This is a genomic window from Pseudomonas rossensis (assembly GCF_039888995.1).
Classification (GTDB): Bacteria; Pseudomonadota; Gammaproteobacteria; order Pseudomonadales; family Pseudomonadaceae; genus Aquipseudomonas; species Aquipseudomonas rossensis.
The window spans coordinates 16,232-42,399 of sequence record NZ_JBBWCB010000049.1 but is presented as its reverse complement, the minus strand read 5'-3'; the positions used below and the strand labels follow the sequence as shown (position 1 = coordinate 42,399).

Here is a 26,168-nt window from a genome sequence, read left to right as displayed (position 1 = left end):
GTACTCACCGATGGATTTACCTTCGGCCGTGTCATCGGCCAGCGAGGCGAACAATGCCCCCTCGGCGAGTTCCTTGGCAGTGACGCCAGGTGCCGCGTAAACCGCGGTGCAACGACGGTTACCGAAAGTGATGGTGCCGGTTTTGTCGAGCAGCAGGACGTGCACGTCCCCCGCCGCTTCCACGGCGCGACCGGATTTGGCGATCACATTCAGGCGCACCAGACGGTCCATCCCGGCGATACCGATGGCCGACAACAGACCGCCAATGGTGGTCGGAATCAGCGTGACCAGTAACGCCACCAGGAACACCAGCGGCAGGCTGCCGTTGGCGAAGTGGGCGAACGGTTGGAGGGTGACGACCACCAACAGAAAGATCAGGGTCAGGCCGATCAGCAGGATGTCGAGCGCCACTTCGTTCGGGGTTTTCTGGCGTTTGGCGCCTTCGACCAGGGCGATCATGCGGTCCAGTGTCGACTCGCCCGGGTTGGCGGTGATGCGCACCAACAGCCAGTCGGAGACCAGTCGGGTGTTGCCGGTGACGGCCGAACGGTCGCCGCCGGATTCGCGAATCACCGGCGCGGATTCACCGGTAATCGCCGCTTCGTTGACCGCGGCGATACCTTCAATCACCTCGCCGTCACCGGGGATCATTTCCCCCGCTTCAACGCGGACCACATCGTCCTTGCGCAGGCTGGTGGCCGGCACCACTTGAAAGGCGCCGTTGCTGGTTTTGCGGCGGGCACTCAGACCTTCGCTACCGGCCTTGAGGCTGTCAGCGCGAGCCTTGCCGCGACCTTCGGCCAGTGCTTCAGCGAAGTTGGCGAACAACACGGTGAACCACAGCCACAAGGCAATTTGCGCCGCGACAAAGGTCGGCACGCTGCTGTCGGGAATGAAGCACAGCACGGTGGTCAGGATCGCGGTCAGTTCGACCACCAGCATCACCGGCGCACGCTGCAATTGCCGAGGGTCGAGCTTGACGAAGGCTTGCACCAGCGCCGGACGCCAGAGGGCCGAGATCGCGGTTTTCGGTTGTTCCGGCGCCTTGACGGTGGCGGTTTTAGTTGCGGGCATATTCATCATTGATTCCTCAGAAGCCCAAGCTCAAATGTTCAGCAATAGGACCCAGCGCCAATGTCGGCAGGAAGGTCAAACCACCCACCAGCAAAATGGTCACAGTCAGCAAGGTCACGAACAGCGGGCCGTGAGTCGGGAAGCTGTTCTGGCCGATCGGTGCGGTTTTCTTCATCGCCAGGCTGCCGGCCAGGGCCAGTACCGGGAGGATGTAACCGAAGCGACCGATCAACATGCCAAGACCCAGCATCAGGTTGTGGAACGCGGTGTTGGCACCGAAGCCGCCAAACGCCGAACCGTTGTTGGCACTGGCCGAGGTGTAGGCATAAAGCAACTGACTGAAACCGTGGGGACCGGGGTTGCTTACCGCCGCCACCGGTCCGGGCAGACTCGCGGCAATCGCGCCGAGTACCAGCACACCGACCGGCATCACCAGCAAGGTCACGACCAGCAACTGGACTTCTTTGGCTTGCAGCTTTTTGCCGAGGTATTCCGGGGTACGGCCGATCATCAGGCCGGCGAGAAACACTGCGATCAACACGTTCAGCAACATGCCGTAGAGCCCGGCACCGACGCCGCCGAAGATCACTTCGCCGACCATCATGTTGACCATCGCGACCAAGCCGCTCAGCGGGTTGAGGCTGTCGTGCATGCCGTTGACCGAACCGTTGGACGCCGCAGTGGTGGTCACCGACCACAGCACCGTGGCGGTTGTGCCGAAGCGTGCTTCCTTGCCTTCCAGCGGCCCGGTCTGTTCGACGGCGACATTGTTCAGGGTCGGGTTCGGCTGGTATTCAGCCCACAGCGAAGTCGCGCCGCCGATCAGGAACAGCGCCAGCATGCAGGCGATGATCGCGCGGCTCTGACGCAGGTCTTTCACGTAGTGGCCGAAGGTGAACACCAGCGCCACCGGGATCAGAATGATCGAGCCGACTTCAAACAGGTTGCTCCACGCCGTCGGGTTCTCGAACGGGTGCGCCGAGTTGACGCCGAAGAAGCCACCACCGTTGGTGCCCAGTTGCTTGATCGCAATCTGGCTGGCGGCCGGACCGAGCGGGATCACCTGATCGACGCCTTGCATCGTTACGGCATTCACGTATTGAGCGAAGGTTTGCGGCACGCCCTGCCAGACCAGATACAGCGCCAGCAGCAGGCACAACGGCAGCAAGCCGTAGAGGGTAGCGCGGGTCATGTCGACCCAGAAGTTGCCGAGGGTCTTGCTCGACTTGCGACCGATACCGCGGCACAGGGCTACCAACACGGCGAGGCCGGTGGCGGCGCTGACGAAGTTCTGCACGGTGAGGCCGACCATCTGACTCAGGTAGCTCAGGGTCGCTTCGCCGCTGTAGGACTGCCAGTTGGTATTGGTCATGAAGCTGACGGCAGTATTGAACGCTTGCGTCCACTCCTGACCCGGCAGGTTCTGCGGGTTCAGTGGCAAGTGGTCCTGGAACAACAGAATCGCGAACAACAGCAAAAAGCCCGCGAGGTTGAAGGCGAGCAAGGCCAGGGTGTATTTCTGCCAGCTCTGTTCGGCCTGCGGATCTACGCCGGCCACCCGATAACACCCGCGCTCTACCGGTCCGAGAATCGGCGAAAGCCAAGTGCGCTGACCTTCCATCACCTTGTAGTAGAAGCGCCCCAGAAACGGTGCCGGAATCAGCACCAGGGCGAAGAAGGCGAGGATCAGCCAATAGTCATAACTGTGCATAGCCGCTCCTAGTTCCGGTCCGCGCGCAACAGCGCAACCAACAGATAAATGAACAGCCCCACTGCCAATAGCAGTGACACCCCGTCCAGAACGCTCATGGAAGTTCTCCGTGTTACGGCGTATTGCCGCGTGTGGAGTCATTGTCGGGAGAGAGGCTGTAAAGGAACGAGATCGAGGGGTGTGGCGGGGAATAAAGAAAGCGTAAAGAGTGGGTTTATGCCGGCGTTACAGCGGTGTCCGGGCGGGCGCCATCGCGAGCAAGCTCGCTCCCACAGGGGATCAGTGTTGTTTGGGCGAACGCATTCCAAATGTGGGAGCGAGCTTGCTCGCGATGGCGGCATAACAGACACCACTGCCCCCAACTGGCGCACAAAAAACAGTCATTCGGGGGCAAACATCCCCGATACGACGCCTTTCTGCACTTTACGACCGCCATCACAACACTGGCACGCCCACTGCAAACACCCTCCCCCGAGCTTTCCAAACCGTTCAGGGAGCAACGCATGAACACACAACTCAAACCCACGCTGGGCACGCTGCACCTGTGGGGCATTGCGGTCGGGCTGGTGATTTCCGGTGAATACTTCGGCTGGAGTTACGGCTGGGGCGTGGCGGGCACACTCGGTTTTCTGGTGACGTCCTTCATGGTCGCCACGATGTACACCTGCTTCATCTTCAGTTTCACCGAGCTGACCACCGCGATTCCTCACGCTGGTGGTCCCTTTGCCTACAGCCGCCGCGCCTTTGGCGAGAAAGGCGGATTGATCGCGGGGCTAGCTACACTGATTGAATTTGTCTTCGCCCCGCCGGCCATCGCTCTGGCGATCGGTGCCTACCTCAACGTGCAATTCCCCGCACTCGACCCGAAACACGCAGCGGTCGGTGCCTACATCGTGTTCATGGGCCTGAACATCCTCGGGGTGAAACTGGCCGCAACCTTCGAATTGGTAGTCTGCGTTCTCGCAGTGGCCGAACTGCTGGTGTTCATGGGCGTGGTCGCCCCGGCGTTCAGCTTCAGCAATTTCGCACTCAATGGCTGGGCCGGTTCCGATGTGTTTGGCGCCCCGGCGATTGCCGGGATGTTCGCGGCGATTCCGTTCGCTATCTGGTTTTTCCTGGCCATCGAAGGCGCGGCCATGGCCGCCGAAGAAGCCAAGGATCCGAAACGAACCATTCCGAAGGCCTACATCAGCGGCATTCTGACGTTGGTTTTGCTGGCCATGGGCGTGATGTTCTTTGCCGGTGGCGTCGGTGACTGGCGCACCTTGTCGAACATCAACGACCCGCTGCCGCAAGCGATGAAAACCGTGGTGGGTGAAAGTTCGGGCTGGTTGCACATGCTGGTGTGGATTGGCTTGTTCGGGCTGGTGGCGAGTTTCCACGGAATCATCCTCGGCTACTCGCGGCAGTTCTTCGCCCTCGCCCGGGCCGGTTACCTGCCGGCGTCCCTGGCCAAATTGTCACGTTTTCAGACCCCACACCGAGCAATCATCGCCGGTGGCGTGATCGGCATTGCCGCGATTTATAGCGATGGTTTGATCAACCTGGGCGGCATGACGCTGACAGCGGCGATGATCACGATGGCGGTCTTCGGGGCGATCGTGATGTACATCATGAGCATGCTCAGCCTGTTCAAACTGCGCAAAACCGAACCGAATCTGGAGCGCACCTTTCGCGCGCCGTGCTATCCGCTGGTGCCGTTCATTGCACTGGTGCTGGCGGTGGTCTGCCTGGTGGCAATGGTCTGGTTCAACACGTTGATCGGGTTGATCTTCCTGGCCTTCATGGCCTTCATGGCGGTGGGGTTCGTGTACTTCATGCTGACGGCGCAACTGCGTGCCGATGCACCGGCGGACGCGATGCTGACCGGGCTCTAACCTCCCCTGTAGGAGCTGCCGCAGGCTGCGATCTTTTGATTTTGGCGATGCAACTGACGCTAAAGATCCAAAGATCGCAGCCTGCGGCAGCTCCTACAAGGATGTACGGTGTCTACGGCAGATCAGGCATAGAATGGAACCACTGCGAAAATTAATCGCTCAAAGTGGTATGCACGATCGATTGGCGAAACCCGCCCATCGCCCTGCCCTTAAGGAGAGCCCTATGCCCTGGTATGCCTGGTTGATTCTGATCGTTGCAATCGGCTCGATCGTTGGTGGTTTGATGATGTTGCGTGACACCGCCAACAAGGTCGAACTGACCGAGGAGCAACGCAAACGCGTCGCTGAACGCAACGCGGAAGCGGATGCCAAGGATGCGCAGGACCGCTAAAACAAACATCGCCAGACGGCTCACCTGTAGCAGCTGGCGAAGCCTGCGTTCGGCTGCGCAGCAGTCGTAAAATCAGTGAACGCGGTATGTCAGTTAGACCGCGTGCATCGAATTTACGACTGCTGCGCAGCCGAACGCAGGCTTCGCCAGCTGCTACAGGTAGGTGTGTTTTTCGGTTATTCCCAATCGGCCTTGGCAATGTGCAAGCCATGCAGCCCTTTGTACGCAGCACGTTCAGGCTGACTCCAGCCCTCAAGCAACGAATCCTCCAACCGATAAATCTCCACCCCGAGCGGGCGACACACGCTTAGCGGATCCTGTGCATCCGGCCCCCACATGGCCAGCGACAGGTCACCGCCCGGGCAGGTCGAGAGCGCGCAGAGCAGATCGATTTCGGCAAAAAACTCCAGGTAATCGCCCTTCTGCGCCGGACAGGCTTTCATGAAGTACATGTCGTCGTGGTTAAGGCCCGTGCACTGGAAAATGTTCAGCACGTCATGCACGTCGAATTCGGTCAGGCCATGAGGCAGCACTGCGCGGGTAAGGTTCGAGTGGCAGTGATGATGGAAATCTTCGCCGGTGAGCATTTTGTTCACATAGGGATCGCAGCGAGTGCCGAGCAAATCGTGCAAGCGACCGCCATGTTCGTCGATCCCGTAACCGGCCAGGCTGTCATCGGTGATGGTCACCAGCGGCCGCAGAAAAGGCAGGTTCGACCAGAGCCGGTCATGGGTGCTGACGTGTGCGCCCTGTAACTGCCGGGTCCGTGCCGCCCACAAACGCTCCCGTGGATCGTTGGCATTCCAGACGTTGAAATCCCCGACTTGCGGCCCGACGGGTGTGGTCACGCGAAACACATGCCCGGCCGGCACTTTCCAGGCGCGGCCGGTGCGGATTGGCACCTCGAATGCCTCGATCAGCGTGCGCCCGTCCTTCTTGTCGCGGATCCGTTCGTAGTAGGCTTTGTCCACCTGCAAGGCGGAACCTTTGCTGACTTGATAGGCCGCCGGATAGTCTTTGTACATGGCACGAATCCTCGATCAGTGATGGGAAACTGGAGCAAGCATTTGCAACAGGAGGTGTTCGGAATCGTCGAGATACAGGCTCATGGCGTCTTCGGCCGCACGTTTGTCGCCCTCGGCCAACAACTCATGAATCTGCCGGTCGCGCGCCAGCCAGGGCGCCTGAAAACGTGATTCATCGGGGGCGGTGCAGAACACCAGGCGCAATTGCGCGACGACGTTGGTGAAGAACTCATCGAACAATGGACTGCGCAGCAACCCGACGATGTGTTGATGAAAGGCCAGGCTGTGGGTGCCGACAGCGCGCCAGTCTTCGCGCTCCCGGGCAAGCTCGGTGGCTTCCAGGGCTTCGAGCATTCGGTCGGATTGATAGTCGCGCAGCGGCTGACTCGCGCTGATGGCCTGCAGCTCCAGGGTGCGCCTGACCTTGAACAGATCCCGCACGTCCTCGACCCCAAGCCTGCGCACCATCACGCCTTTGTTGCGCACATAACGGGTCAGACCTTCCTGCCCCAGGCGATGCAATGCCTCTCGAATGGTATTGCGGGAGGCGTTGTAGGCAGACACCAGATCGTTTTCCACCAACGCCATGCCGGGCAGCAACCGGCCGCCAATGATGTCGGCGCGCAACTCAAGTGTGATGTGGTCGGCCAGGGACAGTCCGCTGTTCATACTCATTGCCTCGTGATTGTTCAACAATCGTCAGTTAATGAGTAATCACTATTCGTGCCAGATCATTCTAAACAGCAGGACGGAGTTGGACGCATCTGCATGCTTTTTAGAAGTAGAAGTACAATCACCATCCCATTTTCATTGGTTAATATGGCGCATTGTTGCGGAGATACCCGATGCGTTACTCGCAGGACCATAAAGCCCAGACCCACCAACGCATCATCAAGGAAGCGTCAGCGCGCTTTCGCCGCGATGGCATTGGCGCGACAGGTCTGCAACCGCTGATGAAAGCACTGGGCCTGACTCACGGTGGTTTCTACTCGCATTTCAAGTCCAAGGACGAACTGGTGGAAAAGGCTTTGCAAGCCGCGGGCGAGCAGGTCGATGTGATTTGCGCCGAGCTCTTCGCTCAAGATCGTCCGCTGGAAGCGTTCATCGACGCCTATTTGTCCGAATGGCACCAGACTTCACCCGATGAAGGTTGCCCGTTGCCGACCATGTCATCGGAACTCGGCCTGCGCGGGCAGCAAAGCCCGACCACTGACGTGGTGCTCAACGCACGGCTCGAACAAGTGCAAGGCACTCTTGAAGACGAGGACGCCGCCGACCAAAGCATCGTCATCATGTCGACACTGGTCGGGGCTTTACTACTGTCACGCAGTGTCGAGAACCCCGAGCTGGCGCAGCGGATTCTCGACGTGACTCGCGCCTATCTCAAACAGCCCCGGGATTAACCCTCCCAACGCTTGAACAGCACGCTGGCATTCACCCCACCAAACCCGAAGCCGTTGGACAGCGCGTATTCGATAGCCATCGGCCGCGCCTGGCCGTGGACGATGTCCACGCCTTGGGCGGCGGGATCCGGGTTATCGAAGTTGAGGGTGGCCGGCACGACCTGATCGCGAATTGCCAACAGCGTGAAGATCGCCTCGATACCGCCCGCTGCGCCGAGCAAATGCCCAGTGGCCGATTTGGTCGATGTCACGGCGATTTTGTTATCCGTGCCGAACAACGCCTTGATGGCCGCCAACTCACCCAAGTCCCCGACCGGGGTCGAGGTTGCGTGAGCATTGAGATGCTGCACCTGCGCCGGCGAAATGCCCGCTTGGGCCAACGCCAGCGACATTGCTCGTCGCGCACCGCTGCCATCCTCGGGACCCGCCGTCAGGTGATAGGCGTCAGCACTTGTGCCATAACCGACCAATTCCGCCAGCGGTTGAGCACCGCGGGCCAGGGCATGCTCCAGGGATTCGATCACCAGAAGGCCCGCGCCCTCCCCCATGACGAAGCCATCGCGGTCACTGTCAAACGGCCGCGAGGCACGCTCCGGGGTGTCGTTGTAACCACTGGACAAGGCGCGAGCAGCGGCAAACCCGGCGAGACTGACGCGATCGATCGCCGCTTCCGCGCCACCACACACCGCGATGTCTGCCTCGCCACAACGAATCAACCGCGCCGCATCACCAATCGCCTGAACCCCGGCCGCGCAAGCTGTCACCGGCGCACCCAATGGGCCCTTGAAACCGTGCTGGATCGATACATGACCCGCGGCGAGGTTGACCAGAAATGAAGGAATGGTGAACGGCGACAAGCGTCGCGGCCCGCGGCTGTCCGTGGTGCGCACCGCATCCGCTATCGCACCGAAACCACCCACGCCGGAACCGATAATGGTTGCCGTACGCTCCTGGGCATTGGCGTCCGCCGCTTGCCAACCGGCCTGTTCCAGCGCCTGACGCGCCGCTTCCATGGCGAACATAATGAAGCGGTCCATCTTCTTCTGCTCTTTAGGCGGCGCCGCCCGATCCGGGTCAAAACCCGCCTCGGGATCGTCAGCCAGCGTCGGCACTGCACCGCCGACCTTGGCCGGCAGATCGGCAACCACCTCGTCCGGCAAATTGCGCAACCCGGAACGCCCGGCCAACAGACGCGACCAGACGGCTTCGACGCCAGAACCCAATGGCGACACCAAGCCCATGCCCGTTACAACTACTCGACGATCACTCATACCGCAAATACCTCAAGCCGATTCATGACGCCTCACGTGTAACGCGCGGCGGCCTTACTTTTGGAAAGATTCGGCGCCAGTACATGACGCGCCGCAACGAAGGCATCCCAGTCGGCCGCATCCGGCAACGAAGGAATGGTGATCAACTCACCCTGGTCCAGACCCGACAACGCCGCATCGACCATATCATCGGCTTCCATGACCATATCCGCCGGAATCTGGGTCGCGTCGATACCGGAGCGCTCCCAGATTTCGGTGCGTGTTACGCCTGGCAACACGGCCTGCACCTTGACCCCGGTGCCCTCCAGTTCGGCGTTCAACGACTGCGTCAGACTTAACACATAAGCCTTACTGGCGCTGTAAGTTGCATTGAAGCGCTCGGGAAACAAGGCCACTACTGACCCGATATTGATGATCGTCCCCCGACCCGCCTTGGCAAAGCTGGCGGCCGCTGCCGAGGCCAACCGCGTGACCGTTGTCACGTTCAGTTGAATCAAACGTTCCAGCTGATCCATGTCGGCATTGGCCAACAAACCATCCGCTGCAACACCGGCGTTGTTCAGTAACAGGCTGATACTCGAATCGCTGCGAAGACGCTGTTCGATCTTCAGCACATCATCCTTTTGCGTCAGATCCGCCTTGAACACCTCGACCTGAACGCCATGCTCGGCGCGCAACTTGGTAGCCGCCGCTTCCAGCCGCTCTTGATCACGGGCAACCAATAACAAATCAAAACCACGCGCCGCCAACCGCTCGGCGTAAATCGCACCGATACCGGAAGAAGCACCGGTGACGAGGGCCGTACCTTGGGACTGGACAGAGTTCATGACTGTGCTCCTGGGAGATGCCTAAGGGAAAGACAAGCGCCTGAGGCTCAGAACGCTTTGGCGAATGATTGATTTATTATAGGCATAATCTTAGCCGTATATGATAGTCGTAATTTTTCCCACATCGACGGAAGGTCCGCCTTTGTAGGAGCTGCCGAAGGCTGCGATCTTTTGATCCACTCTCGCCAAAATGCAAAAAAGGCCGGTCAATGACCGGCCCTCTTGGCGTTGATCTACAAGCTTAGTTCACCTCAAGCTTCTCGCGATTCTTATCCAGAATCGCTTTACCGATTCCCTTCACTTCGAGCAACTCGTCCACGGACGCAAACGGCCCATTACTCTCACGATAGGCAACAATCGCCTTGGCCTTGGCCTCGCCCACACCGGCCAACTCGCGCTGAAGGGTTGGCGCATCGGCCTGATTCAGATCGACCTTGCCGGACTGTGCCTTGGGAGAAACCTCCAGCACCAAGGGTGCATTGCCAGCCTCTGGCTTGGCCGTCGGCGCAGCAATGGCAGCAATAGAGGCGCTGGTGAGCAGGGCAAAAACCAGAGAGTAGAAATAGCCAGTACGCATAAATGAAGCTCCATGACATCGATTGAGAAAGCAGCTTTTCCGAAGCTGCCCCCTAAACCTAGGCGATGAGCCGAGCGTGTCAAAAATGATAGCGTTACAGAAAGTGTAATAAAAAGCCCCGTCAGTTACCTGGCTCGCACAACACGTATTAGCAAGACTATTCACGTGTACCGCCCCCCTTAACCAGAAACGCATTCGTACAACCGGACATGCCTCAGCGTTGATGATCCGGATCCCGCGCTTGGCGGACGCTGGATTGAGTGAGGGGCGAGATTTAGCGGCAGGAGAAATGAAACACAAACGGACAAAGGTTCGCCACTGATCTAAAATCGTCGGCCGCTGTCCATGCAACAAAAAAACACGGTTCGAAAACGCCTACGTTTGTGCAGGAATCCAGAGAGTGCAACACATCGTGCCCCTTACTTCAGCAGTCGCAAATCACGAAAAATTCAGGCTCGACATTAATGGACTCAGAGCCTGGGCTGTGGTCGCGGTGATGCTTTATCACTTCAATATCCCAGGAATTACCGGTGGTTTCGCTGGCGTGGATATGTTTTTTGTTATCTCCGGTCTGCTGATGACAAAAATAATCATCGAAGACCTCGAAAATAGGAAAAGTAAAAGCAGTAGCTCGTTGCTATGGAAATTTTACTTCGCGAGAATAAAGCGAATACTGCCCACGTTATTAGCACTGTGCTTGTCATTGCTTGCTATCGGATGGTTCTGCCTCGGCCCTGTGGAATACCGCACCCTGGGTGAGCATGCAACTAGCGCAGTTTTGTTTTTCTCAAATATCCAATTTCAGCAAGAAGCCGGCTATTTTGACTCTGCCTCACATGAAAAGTGGTTACTGCATACTTGGTCACTGGCAGTGGAATGGCAGTTCTATCTGACCATTCCTCTGGTATTACTTGCGGCCTGGAAAGTAAAACCAAGCAGGACATTAATCACCATAATTATAGTATTAGCGTTCTTTACGTCTTTTGGCGCATCGTTGTATTACACCAGCGTAGAGCCCACCAAAGCTTTCTATTTCCTTCCGATGAGAGTGTGGGAAATGCTGGCGGGCAGTTTGGTTTTTTTGCTCGGGGCTCATGTTCATCTTTCATTGAGAAAAAGACGAGCCGCAGAACTCGCTGGCTTGCTCATGATTATGTTCAGTATTCTCGTATTCAACAAAAACACCCTTTGGCCAGGTGGATATGCCTTGGTGCCCGTGCTGGGCACGGCACTAGTACTGCTTGCCTCACGTAACGACTCCCTGTTTACCGGCAACCTATTTGCTCAATGGCTTGGGACTCGATCCTACTCACTCTATCTGTGGCATTGGCCGGTCGTAGTAGGTTTGTATTTTCTAGAATACCTCGATATTGCTGCCGCCTTGGCTGGCCTCGCCATCACCATTATCCTTGGCCATTTCTCGTATCAATTTATCGAGCAGAAATCGCAGAAGGCGTTTAGACAATTTAATCCGGTATTCTCCGCATCCATCTTGCTGACCTTCGTTATCGCTCCTTTGATCGTTGGGAAAGCCATCGCGACGAACGAAGGATTCCCCGCCCGACTTCCCGAAAAGTACGTCCAGATTCTGAGTGAGGCTCAGAATTTCCACCCCCGCCGAATGCAGTGCCATGTATGGGGGATGATGAAATCGCCAGAATGTACTTACGGCGGCGATCAACTCGGCGTGGTGGTCATTGGTGATAGTCACGCAGCTTCAATCATGACGTCAGTGGTAAATGCGCTTCCTGATAAAAAATTGAACGTGCTCCACTGGACGTTCAGTGCCTGCCCGACCTTCATGGGGGTCAAACAGCCAAATACCGCTTGTGCAGAGTTTGTCAGCTGGGCATTGGAAAAGCAGAAAACCCTGCCGCGCAATGTCCCTGTGATTATCATGAATGAGACATCAGCCTATGTTCATGGCTTTTCCGAAGGGCAAAAACCGACAGTGTATTTTGAGAAGCAATACTCCGAGCGGACACCCGAATACCTGCAGGAGTTACGTGAAGGCCTGATTAATGCGGCTTGTGAAATTGCAAAGTACCATCCTGTGTTCATGGTTCGCCCTATTCCGGAAATGAGGTCGTCCGTACCGGTGGCCACTGCGCGGGAGTTCCTTCTCGGAAAGACCAGCGGAACCTCGATCAGCATTGAGGAATACCGTAAGCGCAACGACTTCGCGTGGGAAGCACAAGACGCTGCGCGACAAAAGTGCGGCATCACCCTACTCGATCCCCTGCCATACCTTTGTCACGACGGGAGATGCTACGGTTCGAAGGATGAATGGCCGATCTACTATGATGACAATCACTTGAGTGAACGAGGCGCCAACATAGTCTCTCCGTTGTTCCGGGAAGTGTTCAAAAGCTCTAATGACACCCCAAATGCAATGTTCGCCAAATGAACAAATTCTCTATGAAGTATTGTCGCCACTGTACAGCGGCGAACTACACAACTGCATTTTCCAATACACTTTAATGAGACCTTGACGCATGCAAAACATCATTATCGTCGGCGCATCCGGACACGCAAAGGTCATAGTCGATATCATTGAGAAGCAGTCGAAGTATCTAATTGCCGGCTTTGTGGATTCAGGTCGTGCCGTGGGGGAACAAATTGTCGGCTACAAAGTTCTTGGCATGGAAACAGACATCCCGCAACTTACGACAAGCCATAAAATAGCGGGTTTTATTATTGCCATCGGCGACAACAACGTTAGAGCGCTGGTCGCCGAAAAAATACTGAAAATATTTCCACAGGCACAATTCATCAATGCGATACACCCCCAGGCGATCATAGGAAAAGAGGTAAGCATCGGTGCCGGTAGCGTCGTCATGGCAGGCGCGATTATCAATCCGTGCAGTACTGTTGGAAATTTTTGTATCGTCAATACTAAAGCTTCCTTGGACCACGATTCCTCAATGGGTGATTTCTCGAGTCTCGCACCGGGTGTCACCGCAGGAGGAAACTGTAATATTGGTGACTTCTCCGCCATTGGTATTGGTGCAACTATAAAACATGGCGTTACAATAGGAGCGCATAGCGTCATTGGTGGCGCAGCAATGGTTATGCAGGATGTTCAAGCTTGTACAGTAAATTACGGCATACCGTCCAAAAAAGTCAGAAACAGAATCCAAGGTGAAAAATACCTTTGACTCCCGAAAATATCGGATTTTTCGAAAACCTGAAGCGAGGAGACAGCGCTGAACATAACTGCCATTTTTTTGTCACAGACCGTCAATACGGTCAATCCAGACACAGTAGCGCTTTGACATCGACTATAACGAAGAGCCTCTACCGCCTCATTTCGGATGACCACCATCATTGGGGGATCGCCCCTCAACATGGACTAAAATGCTATCAGCACGCGAATATAGTCGCCATCTCGATGTCGCTTGGCTGAGGGCACAAAGGAAAAAAAATGGACGAAATCACTGTTATTGAAAAGCTGCTGGCGATTTTTTTCAGCTTAAGCATTTTGGGATATGCACTTGTTCTGAAGCATAAAGCACAATCATGGGTCACACCTGGCGTTATTTTCGCTGTTTTCTGGTTCTTGTTTACCTTTTTCCCACTGACGGTAATGTTCAATATCCCAGCAAATCCCTGGGCTACTTTATTCATCGCCGGTTGCGTCTTTATGTTCGGGCTCCCAGGACTTGTTTCGGGGTTGAAAACACCACTACTTACAAACTCGCTTAAAAAACATGACGCTCTGGACCATTACTCCGGTGCATTTCTGGCTTTTACCTTTGTCAGTTTGCAAGGAATAACAATACTTTGCATATTAATTAACTTATCCATTCAAGGGTTTACTCCTGCGGACTTCGTGACCGACCTGTTTGGTACCGCCAACCAGTATCTCGCTCTGCGATACTCCGGAAAAATAGAGCCCAATATTTTTGCCCAGCTAGGCGTTCTACTGAACTACACGGGTGTTTGCATCGGCGGCCTAATTCTTAGTTCAAAGAACGGAAAACTACAAAAAATTATTATTCTGCTACTCAGCTTTGTACCTGCCGCGCTACACATGATTGTGTATGCGGACAAGGGAACTCTATTTTTATGTGCATCGCTGTTCTATGGTGGTGTCATTATCAGCAGACTCAGAAAGGGCGACACCGCACTTACAAACAAAGCAACCAATAAAATACTGCTTTGTTCGCTTCTCATATTGATACCCGTACTGATTTCGTCATTTTTAGCCAGAGGTATCGATAGCAGCAATACCGATGAAGTGAAAGACAAGCTTATTTATTATCTATCCTCCTATGCCTTCGGTCATCTCTATGCATTTTCAGATTGGTTCTCGAGCTACAACTTCAATGGCTCATGGCAGAATTACTCTCATGAGGGCAATCTGACTCTGGGATTTTCGACTTTCATGGCAATCTTCAGGGCTTTAGGTGACGTGACCCCAGTCCCAGATGGATACTACGATGAGTACTTTCAATACAAAGAAATATTACAAACAAACATTTACACCATATATAGAGGAGCCATACAAGATTTCGGAATATTTGGCACTCTAGTTTACATGCTTATTACTGGCACTATATTTAACCTTGCTTACCTGAAAATACTATCAGAAAAAAACCCAGTCATTTCAGTAGCTATCTATATATGCATGGCAGGTTACATCTATACATCATTTATTATCAGCATCATGGTATGGAACAGTATATTTGCCTTATTTATAACTCTATCACTCACACTAACAGCCAACAAAATATATCAAAAAAGACGTCTTGAATGATACAAACAAAACATAGCTTCTAAATAAAAAAGCCGACATACTTGTCGGCTTTTTTATTCCGCTATCTGAGTCAATTTCTTATTGGATATCCCATACGACTTCGTGATTCCCAGATTCGAATTGATGAGATAACTGACCAGAACACAATGTGGCTACTGTACCTTTTGGCACATTGAATACTATTTTCCGACCTGGGTAATCGTAGGATATTTTAATCAGGCCGTGAGGGGTAGGGATTGTCGACTTTGCAGAAAACTTCAAAACTCTTGATGGCTTGATTTCCCAACTGCTCCATCCTGGCGCGATAGGCTTAATCCCCAGAATGAATCGAGGAATGATATTAGCTGGCGCTGCGCCCCAAGGATGTGTCCAGTCTTCGTTATCCTTGAAATCAACGTCCCACGCTTCATGGGTCACAGTCGCATCGTATTTGTCCAGCATGTTCATCCATCCACGCTGCGTCTTGTTAAGCATCAGCGAAAGCGCGAGCTCATCCTCCCCCGATTCAAACAATGCCTCCAAGAGATACTGGGCAGTGAAAACCGAATTGGGGAAACCACCACCGTACTCTCCGATTTTTGCAGTCAGCCCCTTCAAAAAACTATCTCGCTGACTGCTCTCAACCATGCCAAACGCAAGAGGGATAAACAAGCTGTGTGCCGATGTATGTGTTGAACCGATTCCATCCACATACCATCCGTTGTCTCCCTTCACTTTCGCATCCATGGCAGCTTTTAAACGGCTTGCTAAATCAGTGAATTTTTCATGATCAGAGTCTTCACCTAATGCCCGAGCGATATCGGCCATGAGAATGAAACCTTTGTAGATAAATGCATTAGTGACGGTATTGTTCGGAAGCATTTCGTGTCTGTCTCGTTGATTCGGCGGCCAATCAACGATATCCCCAAGTGGGTAGGTTACTTTGAGTTCTTTTTTCAGGTCCTCGGAAATTTTCGTGACATCGACCATTCCAGTATCGGAGATAGCACCCGCCAAGCTAATCGTTTTCAGCCAGTTATAATGCTTTCGTAAAAACTTGGTATCGCCAGTTTGTAAATAGTCAGTCCACGCCATGAAAATCATGTGTGCCTGCCATTCCGTTGGCCAGCTGGGATGTTCAACTAAGAATTCAAATGTTCGACGAGGAACCGTAATGTCATTTATATTGGCAAACCAACCAAGCATGTTGATATAGGCATCAGCCTCATAAGGCAGACGCTCTCTGTCGCCATCGACGAAGACGCCACCAAAACTTGTGGCCTCTATTGTATGGTTGGCCAACTCGAGAATTCGATTCAATTCCTCGGCAGTTTGGTCGCCGGAGAAACTAGTAGCACCCTGTTTTTTGTATTTCGATGAACGTGCGGACTCGACCTTGATGAACTTTTCCGAAAAACTACCCTTCCACCCATAAATATCAATGTAACGGAACGGCATCACCGCGCCAATGCTGGCGGGCATCAATCGCTTATCCGCGTCAGGCAGCACTACTAATTGCGAGCCTTTGCGCAAAGTAATGTTCTGATCCAGATAGCGGACACCAATTTTTTCCGGTCCCGTACTCGGAAGCGGATTCGGCTGGCTACTTTCCCTTAACTTGATTGTTACGGTATTCCCAACATTTTCAGCGTTAGGGTTTATCGTTACTTTTGAGAAATTTACCTTTCCATAATCAAGCGTAATTTTATTCTCATCAACATCCAGCTTTACCGGTACTGCTCTAGACAGCACAACTGAACCTTCAATACCTCTCGGACGTTCCTGCTCTGCTGCTGAGACCGGCGAACAGAGAAAAGCTACAAAAATTATAAAGAACGGTTTCATCTATGTGATCTCTAGTTTGCTTGCTCACTTTGTCCAAGCCAGTAACTTAAGTGCCGGCAGCGCCTCATGACCCAAGCATCTTTTTTTGTGTGACAGATCGCCTAGCAATAGACGGAAACGCAAGCACATGCGTTCCCTTTCCTATTGATGCGCGCGAAGCATAGTTGACAGATGTTACGGCTCGAGACGTCGCTGCTGATAAAACCAGTCAACGATCTCTCCATCAGGGCTATAACCACTGACCGTTTCACGAAGTAGTTGGCGAACCCGAGTATAATCATCAGCCACTACAGCGGAGTTCAGCTCGACAAGTTTTGCCTTCAAGTGGTCCCAGGGAATGTAATCCTCATTGGCACTCATGATCATCGGGTGTTCGGTCTTAACAACATCATCCCCAATCAAGAGTTCTTCATAGAGTTTCTCTCCTGGCCGAAGACCAGTGAACTCGATCGAAATATCTCCGTGCGGATTCGACTCAGAACGCGCGCTCATGCCAGATAAATGAATCATCTTTTTCGCCAACTCGATGATCTTGACGGGCTCTCCCATATCCAAAACGAACACATCCCCCCCCTGCCCCATGGAACCAGCCTGAATAACCAACTGCGCAGCCTCAGGTATTGTCATGAAATAGCGAGTGATTTTCGGATGTGTAACGGTCAGCGGCCCCCCTGCTTTGATTTGTTTGTGAAACAGAGGAATCACAGATCCGGATGAACCCAATACGTTGCCGAAACGGACCATCGTAAAACGAGTTTTATTGACACTGGAGATGTTGCTTGTATCGCCAAACAACACCGGAGCCATTTCATGACTCAAGGCTTGCAAGATTAACTCCGCCAAACGCTTGGTACTGCCCATCACGTTCGTTGGCCGAACAGCCTTGTCCGTAGACACCAGTACAAAATTCGAGACGCCTGAACGCAGCGCGGCTTCTGCCGTATTCAATGTGCCAATAACATTATTCAGAATACCTTCTGAGATATTGTGCTCCACCATAGGAACGTGCTTATAAGCAGCCGCATGGTAGACTGTTTCGACCTTCCAGGTTTTCATTACATCAAGCAATTTTTCTTGATTACGAATCGAACCTAATATCGGCAGCAACTTGACCGGAAGCGACTCTCTGAGCAACCGTCGTTCCAGTTCTGAAGTGATTTCATAAAGATTGAACTCACTATGCTCGAACAGCAGAAGTGTAGTTGGTCCCAGCGAAAGAATTTGCCGACAAAGTTCAGAACCAATGGAGCCACCAGCACCTGTAACAAGAACAACGCGGCTTTTGATGCAGTGCTCCAGCAAATTTTCCTTTGCCGGAACCGAGTCACGGCCCAACAAGTCCGCAACATCCACCTCTTGGATATCGTCTACCTTGACCCGCCCGCTCGCCAGATCCATAAAGCCGGGAACACTTCGGACGTGCAGGGGAAAACCCTCAAGATAAGTCAGAATCTCACGGCGCCGGGCACGCGTCGATGAAGGGATAGCCAATAGAATCTCTTGTGCGCCTGTCACATCAATCATTCGCTTGATGTGCTTGGGCTTATAAACTTGCAGGCCAGCAATTACGCTCTTTGAAAGACTATGATCATCATCAATAAATGCGACAGGTCGCATTAGCTTACCCATTCGAAGTGCCGCAACAAGCTGATTACCCGCCGCACCCGCTCCATAAATGGCAACTCTAGGTATTCCATCATCCCGGCTGGCGAAAGGTACATGTTGAGCAGCAGCGAACCAGTCACCTAAAAAATATTGACGCATGGCCAGGCGAAGCCCGCCGATCATTACCAGGCTCAGCCACCAGTAGTTAAACATAATGGACCGCGGTACTACATGCTGATGATTACTGTACCAATAAACAATAAAGCCTAATATCAACGCGGAGAGTGTGACAGCCTTGATAATTACGATTAAGGCGTCATTACCAAAATAACGCATCACGGCACGATACATACCACATCGAATAAAAATAGGAATAGCTACAACAGGGGCGACAAGAAATAACCAGAAATGCTCCTTAAAGGGATTTATCATCTCGTCGATACCCAGACGAACAATAAACGACATCCAGAGAGCGCCCCAAACTAGAACTACATCTGCGGTCAACTGAAAGGCACGTTTTTTTCGGCGCGGCAAACCCAGCAAGAAACCTCTCAACCCTTCTACTCCCTTCTCAAACACCGCGTAAACCTCCAACGATGAGCACAAATTCCTGAGGCTTATGGAAAAATCACTATTAGCCACACGTTAGCCAACGCCTCAAAATAACACAAAACTGCCATATTTCAGGCAGTTTATCAGGCGTGGCGCTGCGACAATCGAGCCGTACCGGGTTACTGCGTCGCCGACCGCATCACCTCAGTAAGGACTTCGCAGGTTTTAGTTATTTCAGAATCCAGAAGCGTTGGATGTACCATGAACATAATACTCGTTTCACCCAATTCAACCGCAACTTCAAGCCGCTTGGCAGGGCGCCATCCAGTATTGTCAAAAGCCTTTTCCAAATAGACCTCGGAACATGAGCCAGAAAAACAAGGCACACCGCGCGAGGTAATTTCAGCAAGAACCCTGTCACGCGACCATCCTTCTTTCAACGCTTCAGGTTTGAGGAACACATAACATTTATAGGCAGCATGGGTGCAGTCACTCGGAATAGTAGGTACGCGAAGCCCTTTCAGCAATTTGGCGCTTTCCCAAATCCGATTCGAATTCGCAATTCTGCGCGCAGTCCAGTCAGCCATCTGACGCAACTGGATTCGCCCCAACACAGCCTGAACCTCAAGCATCCGCCAGTTTGTACCGAAGCTCTCATGCAACCAGCGGAACCCTGGTTGATGTTCCTTCTCATACACAGCGTTCCAACTCTTGCCATGGTCCTTGTAGGCCCACATAGCCGCCCAGAGACTTCGATCATTCGTCGTCACCATGCCACCCTCACCACCCGTGGTCATGATTTTATCCTGGCAGAAGGACCACGCTCCGATGTGACCTATGCTACCGACAGGGGCTCCTTTGTAATGTGCACCATGGGCCTGCGCACAATCTTCGATGACCTTAAGCTGCAGTTCTTCGGCGAGCGCCATGATGGGATCCATATCACATGGCCAACCGGCAAGATGCACGCAGACGATCGCTTTGGTTCGAGGGCTGCAAACAGCACGAATGGTCTCGGCGTTAATATTTTGCGAGTCCCGATCCACATCAGCAAAAACTGGGATGGCACCAGTGTTAACGATACTGGACACCGAGGCCAGGAACGTTCTGGAAGTGACGATAACTTCATCACCTTCGCCGATTTTCAGAGCTTTGAAAGCCAAGTCCAAAGCGACAGTACCGTTAGCGACGGCTACCGCATATTGGGTTCCACTCCATGCAGCGAATTCCTTCTCAAACTCCCGACACTCTTGCCCTGTCCAATAATTTACTTTATTGGACAGAATCACATCACGGACAGCATCAGCTTCCTCAATGGAGAAAGAGGGCCAGGGAGAAAATGGAGTGTTAAGCATAGTTAATAAGTCCAAATTTATGGATAGGTGAGCTGGGGCCCTGGCAGATTGATCTCACTGACATCACCTGGCGTGAGCTCCCGTAAAGTTGACACCTGATAAATCTTCAGGGCGGAGTGTCACCGGGCCGTTTGATCGATTTACTCATTGCCGGTGAATTTTGACATAGAAACCTCACCGTCGGCACTGATCCCATCCCGGACAACGACCTTGCGTACCGTTCTGAAAATAATTTTCACATCGAGCAAAAACGATTGGTTATCGACGTACCAAATATCCAGCGCAAACTTCTCTTTCCAGCTCAGCGCGTTGCGACCATTGATCTGGGCCCAGCCCGTCACCCCTGGCCGAACCTCATGCCGACGATATTGTTCAGCGCTGTAGAGCGGCAAGTATTCCATCAAGAGCGGTCTCGGACCGACCAGACTCATGTCGCCCCTCAAAACATTCAGTAACTCTGGCAACTCATCCAGGCTCGTCGCCCGCAAAAAGCTTCCGAAAGGCGTCATCCGCTCGGAGTCAGGCAACGGGTTACCGTCGCTGTCCAGCGCATCACGCATGGTTCGAAACTTTATCATTTCAAAAGGGGTGCCATTGAGTCCCGGGCGTACCTGACGGAACAGAACTGGCGATCCCAATTTTCGTCTGATTTGCCAAGCAGTGATGGCGATGACCGGAGATAGCACGATCAGTCCTATGAATGACGCGACGATATCGAACATTCGCTTGATCATGCTTTCACTCCTTCCAGCCAATCTACAAAGCGATTGGACAGCAATGTCCGATCAAATTCGCGCTCAGCCAATTGAAGTGCATTCTTTCCCATCAGCTTTAAAGCGTCTTTATCGTCAGCGGCTTTTTCAAGTGCCGAGGCGAAAGCGCTGGCATCCTGTGGAGGTACTGCAAAACCGCATTGGTGCTCGGAAATCATACCGGCCAGCCAACCTGGGTAATTGTTGAGCACCGGCAGGCCTGCCGATATGTAATCAAAGAACTTATTGGGTGAGGTACCAAAATAGAATGCTGGGATGTTAGCTAAAAGTTGTAAACCGACATCAGCGCTGGCCATGAGCCCGGACAATTTTTCTTTATTGATTGGCTCATGAAAAATGACGTTATCCAGCTGCTCCTGCTTCGCTCGAGCCATCAGCCTTGGTTTCAATTTACCTTGGCCGATCAATAGCAACTTGATGTCCGTACGGCCTCGACGCTTTAATTCTGCTGCGGCATCCAATAATGAATCCAGGCCGTTGGCGATGCCATGGGTTCCAGCGAAGATGGCGAGCAAATCAGTTGCAGCCACACCATCAGGGCGCCAAGCCTGCACATCTGCGTTGAAAATCTTCAAGTCGCAGCCATTTGGCACCAGCGCAACCTTAATTTTTGCGACGCCTCTGTGCACGATGCCTTCAACGATACCAGGCGAAAGGCCAATTAACCGATGTGCAGAATGGTAAGTCGCCCACTCAAGTACCGACATCGCACCTAATATCACCGGATTAGTAATAACACCCATTGCTTTTGGTAACTCAGGCCATAAATCCCTGACTTCAAAAACAAAAGGTTTACCACGCAGCCAGCGAGCAAAAATTCCTGGTATTCCAGCGGTTAACGGAGTCGTGGTGGCGAACACCACATCATATTTCTCGGTTAACGCGATACGAACACTTGACCATGCAAACTTCAAAAAAGTAAGGGCTCGCGTGACGAACCCATCGCTATTTGAATATGAAAGATCAAGCTCAATAATCTTAATACCATCAACGACACCGCTACGGCGTGAATTGACAAAGGGCATGGTAAGCCCGGTATCTCCTCCCCCATAACTTCCGCAAACCATAGTCACCGTGTGGCCACGCCCCAGCAAACGCTGAGCCATTTCGTAAGACCTAGTACCAACACTTCCCTTTGGCGTAGAAAAATGCTGATGGAAATAAAGAATATTCATAAGCTCCAACGATACTTTGTCGTCAATGAACCTGACTGACTAACTTCCAACTCCAGAACCGGAACTTGAGTCTTGTCGAGATAATAGAGGGACTCCCAGCCTTCGACCACTTTCAGTCGAACTATAGGCATTGTGCCATTTACTTCAATGACATGATCACCACAGCTCAATCGGTTACCTTCAAAAATCCAGATACCCGGCATCAATCGCCAACGAAGAACAGCATTTTTCTTGAAGCCCGAAATGTGGTCAACAACCGTCAGCGAGTCGGCACTTAATTGTATTTCGCGCTTGTGTTCTGACTTCAACGCATCCTTGTAACCAGCGGCAAAACTCACACCTGACTCGGATACCTGCAGCGGCTCCAGATAGGATGTTTTCAACCAACTACCGAACAGAAAACGGCTGATTCTTGGCATTTGGTCGCGGTTATCGAATTGGACAGTGTTATGGGCTTGCGTACCGGGGAAATAATTCAGCCACTTTGCGTCAGTGTTATAAGAGTAGGTCCCAGCATCACGCAACAGGTTGTTTCCACCCACCCAAAGGTCAACATGTAACGCATCCGCCTGGCTGGGTCTGAACCGAAAACGAGGGTATCTCAACATCGCCATCGCATTTTTATTGCGCAATACAGCAAAACCACCCTCATCGAAAACCTGGCTATTCTGAGGCGCTGCTGTATCAAAAGACTCTTTCAGACCCAGCCATCGAATTGGCTCGTTCCAATTGCCCTCACCAAACGCCTTTTTCCCGAGAAAAAGATTCATGGCAAGCTGAACGCTTGGACGAAAATCTCGGTATCCCGATTGACTCAACTGGAGTAGTCGAGCGCCGTCGTTAGCCCCGAGGTTCGGAGCATCCCCATTTTCTTCCCTGACCATTGCACGAAGCCAATTCGTAGCCGCCGCCGCTCGCGCGTACCAGGTTTCAGAAAACCTCGGCAGATTCAGATGACTACGCCAAACCTCAACCATGCTGAAAGTATCCAGCATTACTCGGTGATAGTTGAGGGAGTATTGGCTGAAGCTGCCGTCAACTCCGATCAACCGCCGCGCACGGTTTTCCAACCAATAGGATCCTTTGCGAGCCCATTCGGAGCCTTCCGCGTGGTTATTATGGACCAGCAGACTACCCCCGATATAAAGCGCGGCAGCTTCAGAAGTACCGTGATTATTATCCTGGGCCATTGCGTAGCTGATAGTCGGCTCGATTCTCTTCAGATGTTGCTTGATGAGTCCAAGCAGCGATGTTGTTGCCTCGCCCGTCTGCTCCAATATCAGAGAAGCCATTGCCAGATGCATGACTCGAATAGAAGCTTCCTGCCCGCACTTCCAATTCGCTCCTTTATAAGGAGGGTTTTTTGAACACCAGTCGGCAAGCCAGCTTTCCAGGCGTATCAGGGAATTTTTTTCTCCCGCTTTCACGCGCTGAGCAAACGCCAACAACCAATCAAGTCGAGAACACTCCCAAACCATCTTGATGTCACCCAAGCGTGAATCAAAATCGGGGATCTCCCACCAATTTCGATCCGATTTCTCCACCCGTACGCCAGTCAGTGGATTGCGATGCCAATCGGGTGCGGCAGCTGTTATCGGATATGACCAATGGCTGAACAGCAAAGCCGTCGTTTCCCATTGAATAGGTAACGCCATATTCGATGAGGAATAAGCACGTTCAATAAAGAAAGGTCCCGTTTGCACGGAACCTTTAAGACGCAGCACCGGGCTCAATCCAAACTTAAGGCCCATCCTGTAAAGGAATACCCGAACCAGGTTCGGAATTCCCAAAGCAACGATGGAAGTGAGTTTAGTCAGTCGACTCATTATTGATTACGCAGTAGCGTGGCAACTTCAATAGAAACACGAGCGACTTCAAAAACCTCATCAACAGGGATGGCTGGCTTACCGATTTGAATTGCGCTCATAAAGTTTGCCGCACAGTTATTCTGGCCTTTATCCTGCTTCCACAAATTAAACTTCTTGAAATCCGGCCAACCGAAACCCTTAAGTTTTCGAAAGTTATCCAATTGAAGAACGCGCCCAGCGGTGAATACTTCGACTCGTTCTTTGGCAAAACTAGAGGCGCCGTTGGCCACATAAATTATTGTACCGAACGAGCCATCTTCAAAGGCTAGGGTAATTGAGGCTTTATCCTCTGTAATATCAATACCTGGCGCATCGCCCATCCGGCGAGCTTGCACCGAAGTGATCTTGCTACCAGCAAGAAAGCGCATCAGATCAATGAAGTGACAGGCTTCGCCGATGATTCGACCACCGCCAACCGCGTTGTCTTGAGTCCAATGATTCGCTGGAATGGCCCCGGCGTTCATAGTCATCAGAAATGTCTTTGGCTCTTTGACTGAACTCAAAAGCTCTTTCATTTTTACAACATGCGGAGAGAAGCGCCGGTTGAAACCAACCATCAACTGCGGCCCGGTGCCGCCTGCATGAGCTTCATCGTAGGCTGCTTGCACGTCATCCAATTCCGGATGGGTGATCGCCAAGGGCTTCTCGACAAAGACATTCTTCCCGGCAACCAATGCCTTACTGACAAAATAGGAATGACTGTCATGGCGAGTAACGATGGCTACCGTGTTTATGGTCGAGTCAGCCAACATTCCATTTACATCGGTTGAAGCAACGGCAAAGCCAGCCTTTGCACCATGGATTACGCCATTCACGCCACCTGCAGTGACGATGGTATGAAACTGCGCTCCAGCGCTTTTAAAGGCTGGTATCAACATTCTCGAAGCGTAGTTGCCGGCACCGATGAACCCCATTACCGGACGCTGCGCATTGAAGGTACTGGATGAATCAAGAACGACATTCTTGATTGAGCGCGCCGCGACATCAGAAGCATATTCGAGGCATATACCTAGACCGGACTTGTCTTCGGTCAGCATTTTGTAGGCTTCACCAGCATCTTCAAATGCAAATCGCTGGCTGACTAGCGGTTTGACATCCAACTGCCGCGCGGCAAGCATGTCGAGGATCGCTTCAAAGTTACGTTGTTCAGTCCAGCGAACAAATCCTATCGGGTAATCCTGACCCTTCTCTTCGTACAGTGGATCATAGCGTCCCGGGCCGTACGAGCACGAAACCTGGAAGCTCAGTTCCTTTTCATAGAAGTCAGCGCGATTAAGCTCCAGCCCCGTCACACCGACCAATATGATACGACCGCGCTTGCGAGACATCCTTGCCGCATGAGTAACCGGATCGCTGGCTTTTGTCGACGCAGTAATAATGACGCCATCGACACCGCAGCCGCGACTGAATGCCATACCGGCCGAAACCGGGTCTTCACCCTTCGCAGGATTACAGGTGCTCGCTCCGAATTGACGCGCCAAAGCGAGCTTTGATTCGTCAAAATCAATGGCCAGCACCCGACATCCTTGCGCGCGCAATAGTTGCACGGTCAGCAGACCGATCAACCCTGCACCTATGACGACAAATGCCTCTCCAAGAGTCGGTTGCGCAAGCCGAATGCCCTGTAGACCAATACTTGCAACAACGGTAAACGAAGCTTCGATATCGTCGACTTCATCCGGAATATGAGCGCAAAGGTTCTTGGATACTTTCACTACATCGGAGTGAGGGCCATTGGATACAACCCGATCTCCGACTTTGAAGCCTTCGACTCCAGGTCCGACTTCGTGGACAACGCCCACGTTGCAATATCCCAGCGGCAACGGCTGCGAGAGCTTGGATTGCACTGCTTCTAGCGTGGTTACAAGCCCATCAGTTTGGATCTTTTCCAGCACCATTTTGACTTTGTCCGGCTGCTGGCGCGCTTTCTCCAGGTAGGATGCCTTGCCAAAGCCGACCAACATGCGCTCCGTACCCGCAGAAATCAGAGACACACGTGTATTAATTATTACGTTACCGCGCGACGCCTGGGGCGAGGGAGCCTCGGTAATAGTGGTTCCGCCCTTCGCCATATCCTGCAAAATCTGTTTCATAAAACCAC

21 protein-coding genes are annotated in these 26,168 nt (G+C 52.8%); 6 read left to right on the top strand and 15 right to left on the bottom strand.

Annotated features, from left to right (window positions below; all coding sequences use genetic code 11):
• The 3 genes from WLY71_RS15215 to kdpF all read right to left on the bottom strand — a co-directional run.
• Positions 1 to 1,080: HAD-IC family P-type ATPase (locus WLY71_RS15215; RefSeq protein ID WP_347804192.1), on the bottom strand; the 1,080-nt coding region annotated here is incomplete at its 3' end.
• A gap of 10 nt (positions 1,081 to 1,090) precedes the next feature.
• Entirely contained in the window at positions 1,091 to 2,785 is a 1,695-nt protein-coding gene (kdpA, locus tag WLY71_RS15210) for a potassium-transporting ATPase subunit KdpA (RefSeq protein WP_347804191.1), read from the bottom strand.
• Positions 2,786 to 2,793: 8 nt separating this feature from the next.
• Complete coding sequence (kdpF, locus tag WLY71_RS15205) at positions 2,794 to 2,883, bottom strand: K(+)-transporting ATPase subunit F (protein WP_007899818.1); 90 nt, start codon at positions 2,881 to 2,883, stop codon at positions 2,794 to 2,796.
• Between the two features lie 405 nt (positions 2,884 to 3,288).
• Here kdpF and eat point away from each other — a divergent pair, with 405 nt between their 5' ends.
• Together eat and WLY71_RS15195 are read left to right on the top strand one after the other, a co-directional pair.
• Positions 3,289 to 4,662, top strand: coding sequence for an ethanolamine permease (gene eat / locus WLY71_RS15200; protein ID WP_347804190.1), 1,374 nt, complete (start codon positions 3,289 to 3,291; stop codon positions 4,660 to 4,662).
• A gap of 223 nt (positions 4,663 to 4,885) precedes the next feature.
• Positions 4,886 to 5,053, top strand: coding sequence for a DUF2897 family protein (locus tag WLY71_RS15195; RefSeq protein ID WP_008006000.1), 168 nt, complete (start codon positions 4,886 to 4,888; stop codon positions 5,051 to 5,053).
• Between the two features lie 176 nt (positions 5,054 to 5,229).
• Here WLY71_RS15195 and WLY71_RS15190 read toward each other — a convergent pair whose 3' ends face one another.
• Both WLY71_RS15190 and WLY71_RS15185 read right to left on the bottom strand, forming a co-directional pair.
• Positions 5,230 to 6,078 (bottom strand): urea carboxylase-associated family protein, encoded by an 849-nt coding sequence (locus tag WLY71_RS15190; protein WP_347804189.1) that lies wholly within the window; start codon positions 6,076 to 6,078, stop codon positions 5,230 to 5,232.
• A gap of 15 nt (positions 6,079 to 6,093) precedes the next feature.
• Positions 6,094 to 6,747, bottom strand: a complete 654-nt coding sequence (locus WLY71_RS15185; protein ID WP_046057107.1) for a GntR family transcriptional regulator — start codon at positions 6,745 to 6,747, stop codon at positions 6,094 to 6,096.
• Positions 6,748 to 6,923: 176 nt separating this feature from the next.
• Between WLY71_RS15185 and WLY71_RS15180 the strand changes: the two genes are divergently transcribed.
• Positions 6,924 to 7,481: a TetR/AcrR family transcriptional regulator gene (locus tag WLY71_RS15180; protein WP_111450694.1), complete on the top strand. Its 558-nt coding sequence runs from the start codon at positions 6,924 to 6,926 to the stop codon at positions 7,479 to 7,481.
• On the opposite strand, the gene fabF is transcribed toward WLY71_RS15180, so the two are convergent.
• The 3 genes from fabF to WLY71_RS15165 form a co-directional block, all read right to left on the bottom strand.
• A complete protein-coding gene (gene fabF, locus WLY71_RS15175) occupies positions 7,478 to 8,752 on the bottom strand; it encodes a beta-ketoacyl-ACP synthase II (protein WP_347804188.1) in 1,275 nt (424 codons plus the stop codon). The genes WLY71_RS15180 and fabF overlap by 4 nt on opposite strands.
• 32 nt (positions 8,753 to 8,784) lie before the next feature.
• Entirely contained in the window at positions 8,785 to 9,579 is a 795-nt protein-coding gene (locus tag WLY71_RS15170; protein ID WP_347804187.1) for an SDR family NAD(P)-dependent oxidoreductase, read from the bottom strand.
• Positions 9,580 to 9,820: 241 nt separating this feature from the next.
• Complete coding sequence (locus WLY71_RS15165; protein WP_282479698.1) at positions 9,821 to 10,156, bottom strand: ComEA family DNA-binding protein; 336 nt, start codon at positions 10,154 to 10,156, stop codon at positions 9,821 to 9,823.
• Positions 10,157 to 10,556: 400 nt separating this feature from the next.
• On the opposite strand from WLY71_RS15165, the gene WLY71_RS15160 reads away from it, so the two are divergent.
• The 3 genes from WLY71_RS15160 (at position 10,557) to WLY71_RS15150 (ending at position 14,915) form a co-directional block, all read left to right on the top strand.
• Positions 10,557 to 12,563 (top strand): acyltransferase family protein, encoded by a 2,007-nt coding sequence (locus tag WLY71_RS15160; protein WP_347804186.1) that lies wholly within the window; start codon positions 10,557 to 10,559, stop codon positions 12,561 to 12,563.
• 88 nt (positions 12,564 to 12,651) lie between these two features.
• Entirely contained in the window at positions 12,652 to 13,314 is a 663-nt protein-coding gene (locus WLY71_RS15155; protein ID WP_347804185.1) for an acetyltransferase, read from the top strand.
• Positions 13,315 to 13,580: 266 nt separating this feature from the next.
• The gene (locus tag WLY71_RS15150) at positions 13,581 to 14,915 is read left to right on the top strand and encodes an O-antigen polymerase (protein ID WP_347804184.1); all 1,335 of its coding nucleotides are present in this window, start codon (positions 13,581 to 13,583) and stop codon (positions 14,913 to 14,915) included.
• 78 nt (positions 14,916 to 14,993) lie between these two features.
• On the opposite strand, the gene WLY71_RS15145 is transcribed toward WLY71_RS15150, so the two are convergent.
• The 7 genes from WLY71_RS15145 to WLY71_RS15115 form a co-directional block, all read right to left on the bottom strand.
• Positions 14,994 to 16,739 (bottom strand): alpha-L-rhamnosidase-related protein, encoded by a 1,746-nt coding sequence (locus WLY71_RS15145; RefSeq protein ID WP_347804183.1) that lies wholly within the window; start codon positions 16,737 to 16,739, stop codon positions 14,994 to 14,996.
• A 174-nt stretch (positions 16,740 to 16,913) separates the two neighbouring features.
• Positions 16,914 to 18,923, bottom strand: a complete 2,010-nt coding sequence (locus WLY71_RS15140; protein WP_347804182.1) for a polysaccharide biosynthesis protein — start codon at positions 18,921 to 18,923, stop codon at positions 16,914 to 16,916.
• 152 nt (positions 18,924 to 19,075) lie between these two features.
• A complete protein-coding gene (locus WLY71_RS15135; protein ID WP_347804181.1) occupies positions 19,076 to 20,251 on the bottom strand; it encodes a DegT/DnrJ/EryC1/StrS family aminotransferase in 1,176 nt (391 codons plus the stop codon).
• A gap of 140 nt (positions 20,252 to 20,391) precedes the next feature.
• A complete protein-coding gene (locus WLY71_RS15130; protein ID WP_347804180.1) occupies positions 20,392 to 20,985 on the bottom strand; it encodes a sugar transferase in 594 nt (197 codons plus the stop codon).
• The gene (locus WLY71_RS15125) at positions 20,982 to 22,199 is read right to left on the bottom strand and encodes a glycosyltransferase family 4 protein (RefSeq protein ID WP_347804179.1); all 1,218 of its coding nucleotides are present in this window, start codon (positions 22,197 to 22,199) and stop codon (positions 20,982 to 20,984) included. Before WLY71_RS15125 ends, WLY71_RS15130 begins: the two co-directional genes overlap by 4 nt.
• The gene (locus WLY71_RS15120) at positions 22,196 to 24,025 is read right to left on the bottom strand and encodes a heparinase II/III family protein (protein ID WP_347804178.1); all 1,830 of its coding nucleotides are present in this window, start codon (positions 24,023 to 24,025) and stop codon (positions 22,196 to 22,198) included. Before WLY71_RS15120 ends, WLY71_RS15125 begins: the two co-directional genes overlap by 4 nt.
• Complete coding sequence (locus tag WLY71_RS15115; protein ID WP_347804177.1) at positions 24,025 to 26,160, bottom strand: bi-domain-containing oxidoreductase; 2,136 nt, start codon at positions 26,158 to 26,160, stop codon at positions 24,025 to 24,027. Before WLY71_RS15115 ends, WLY71_RS15120 begins: the two co-directional genes overlap by 1 nt.
• Positions 26,161 to 26,168 lie beyond the last annotated feature (8 nt).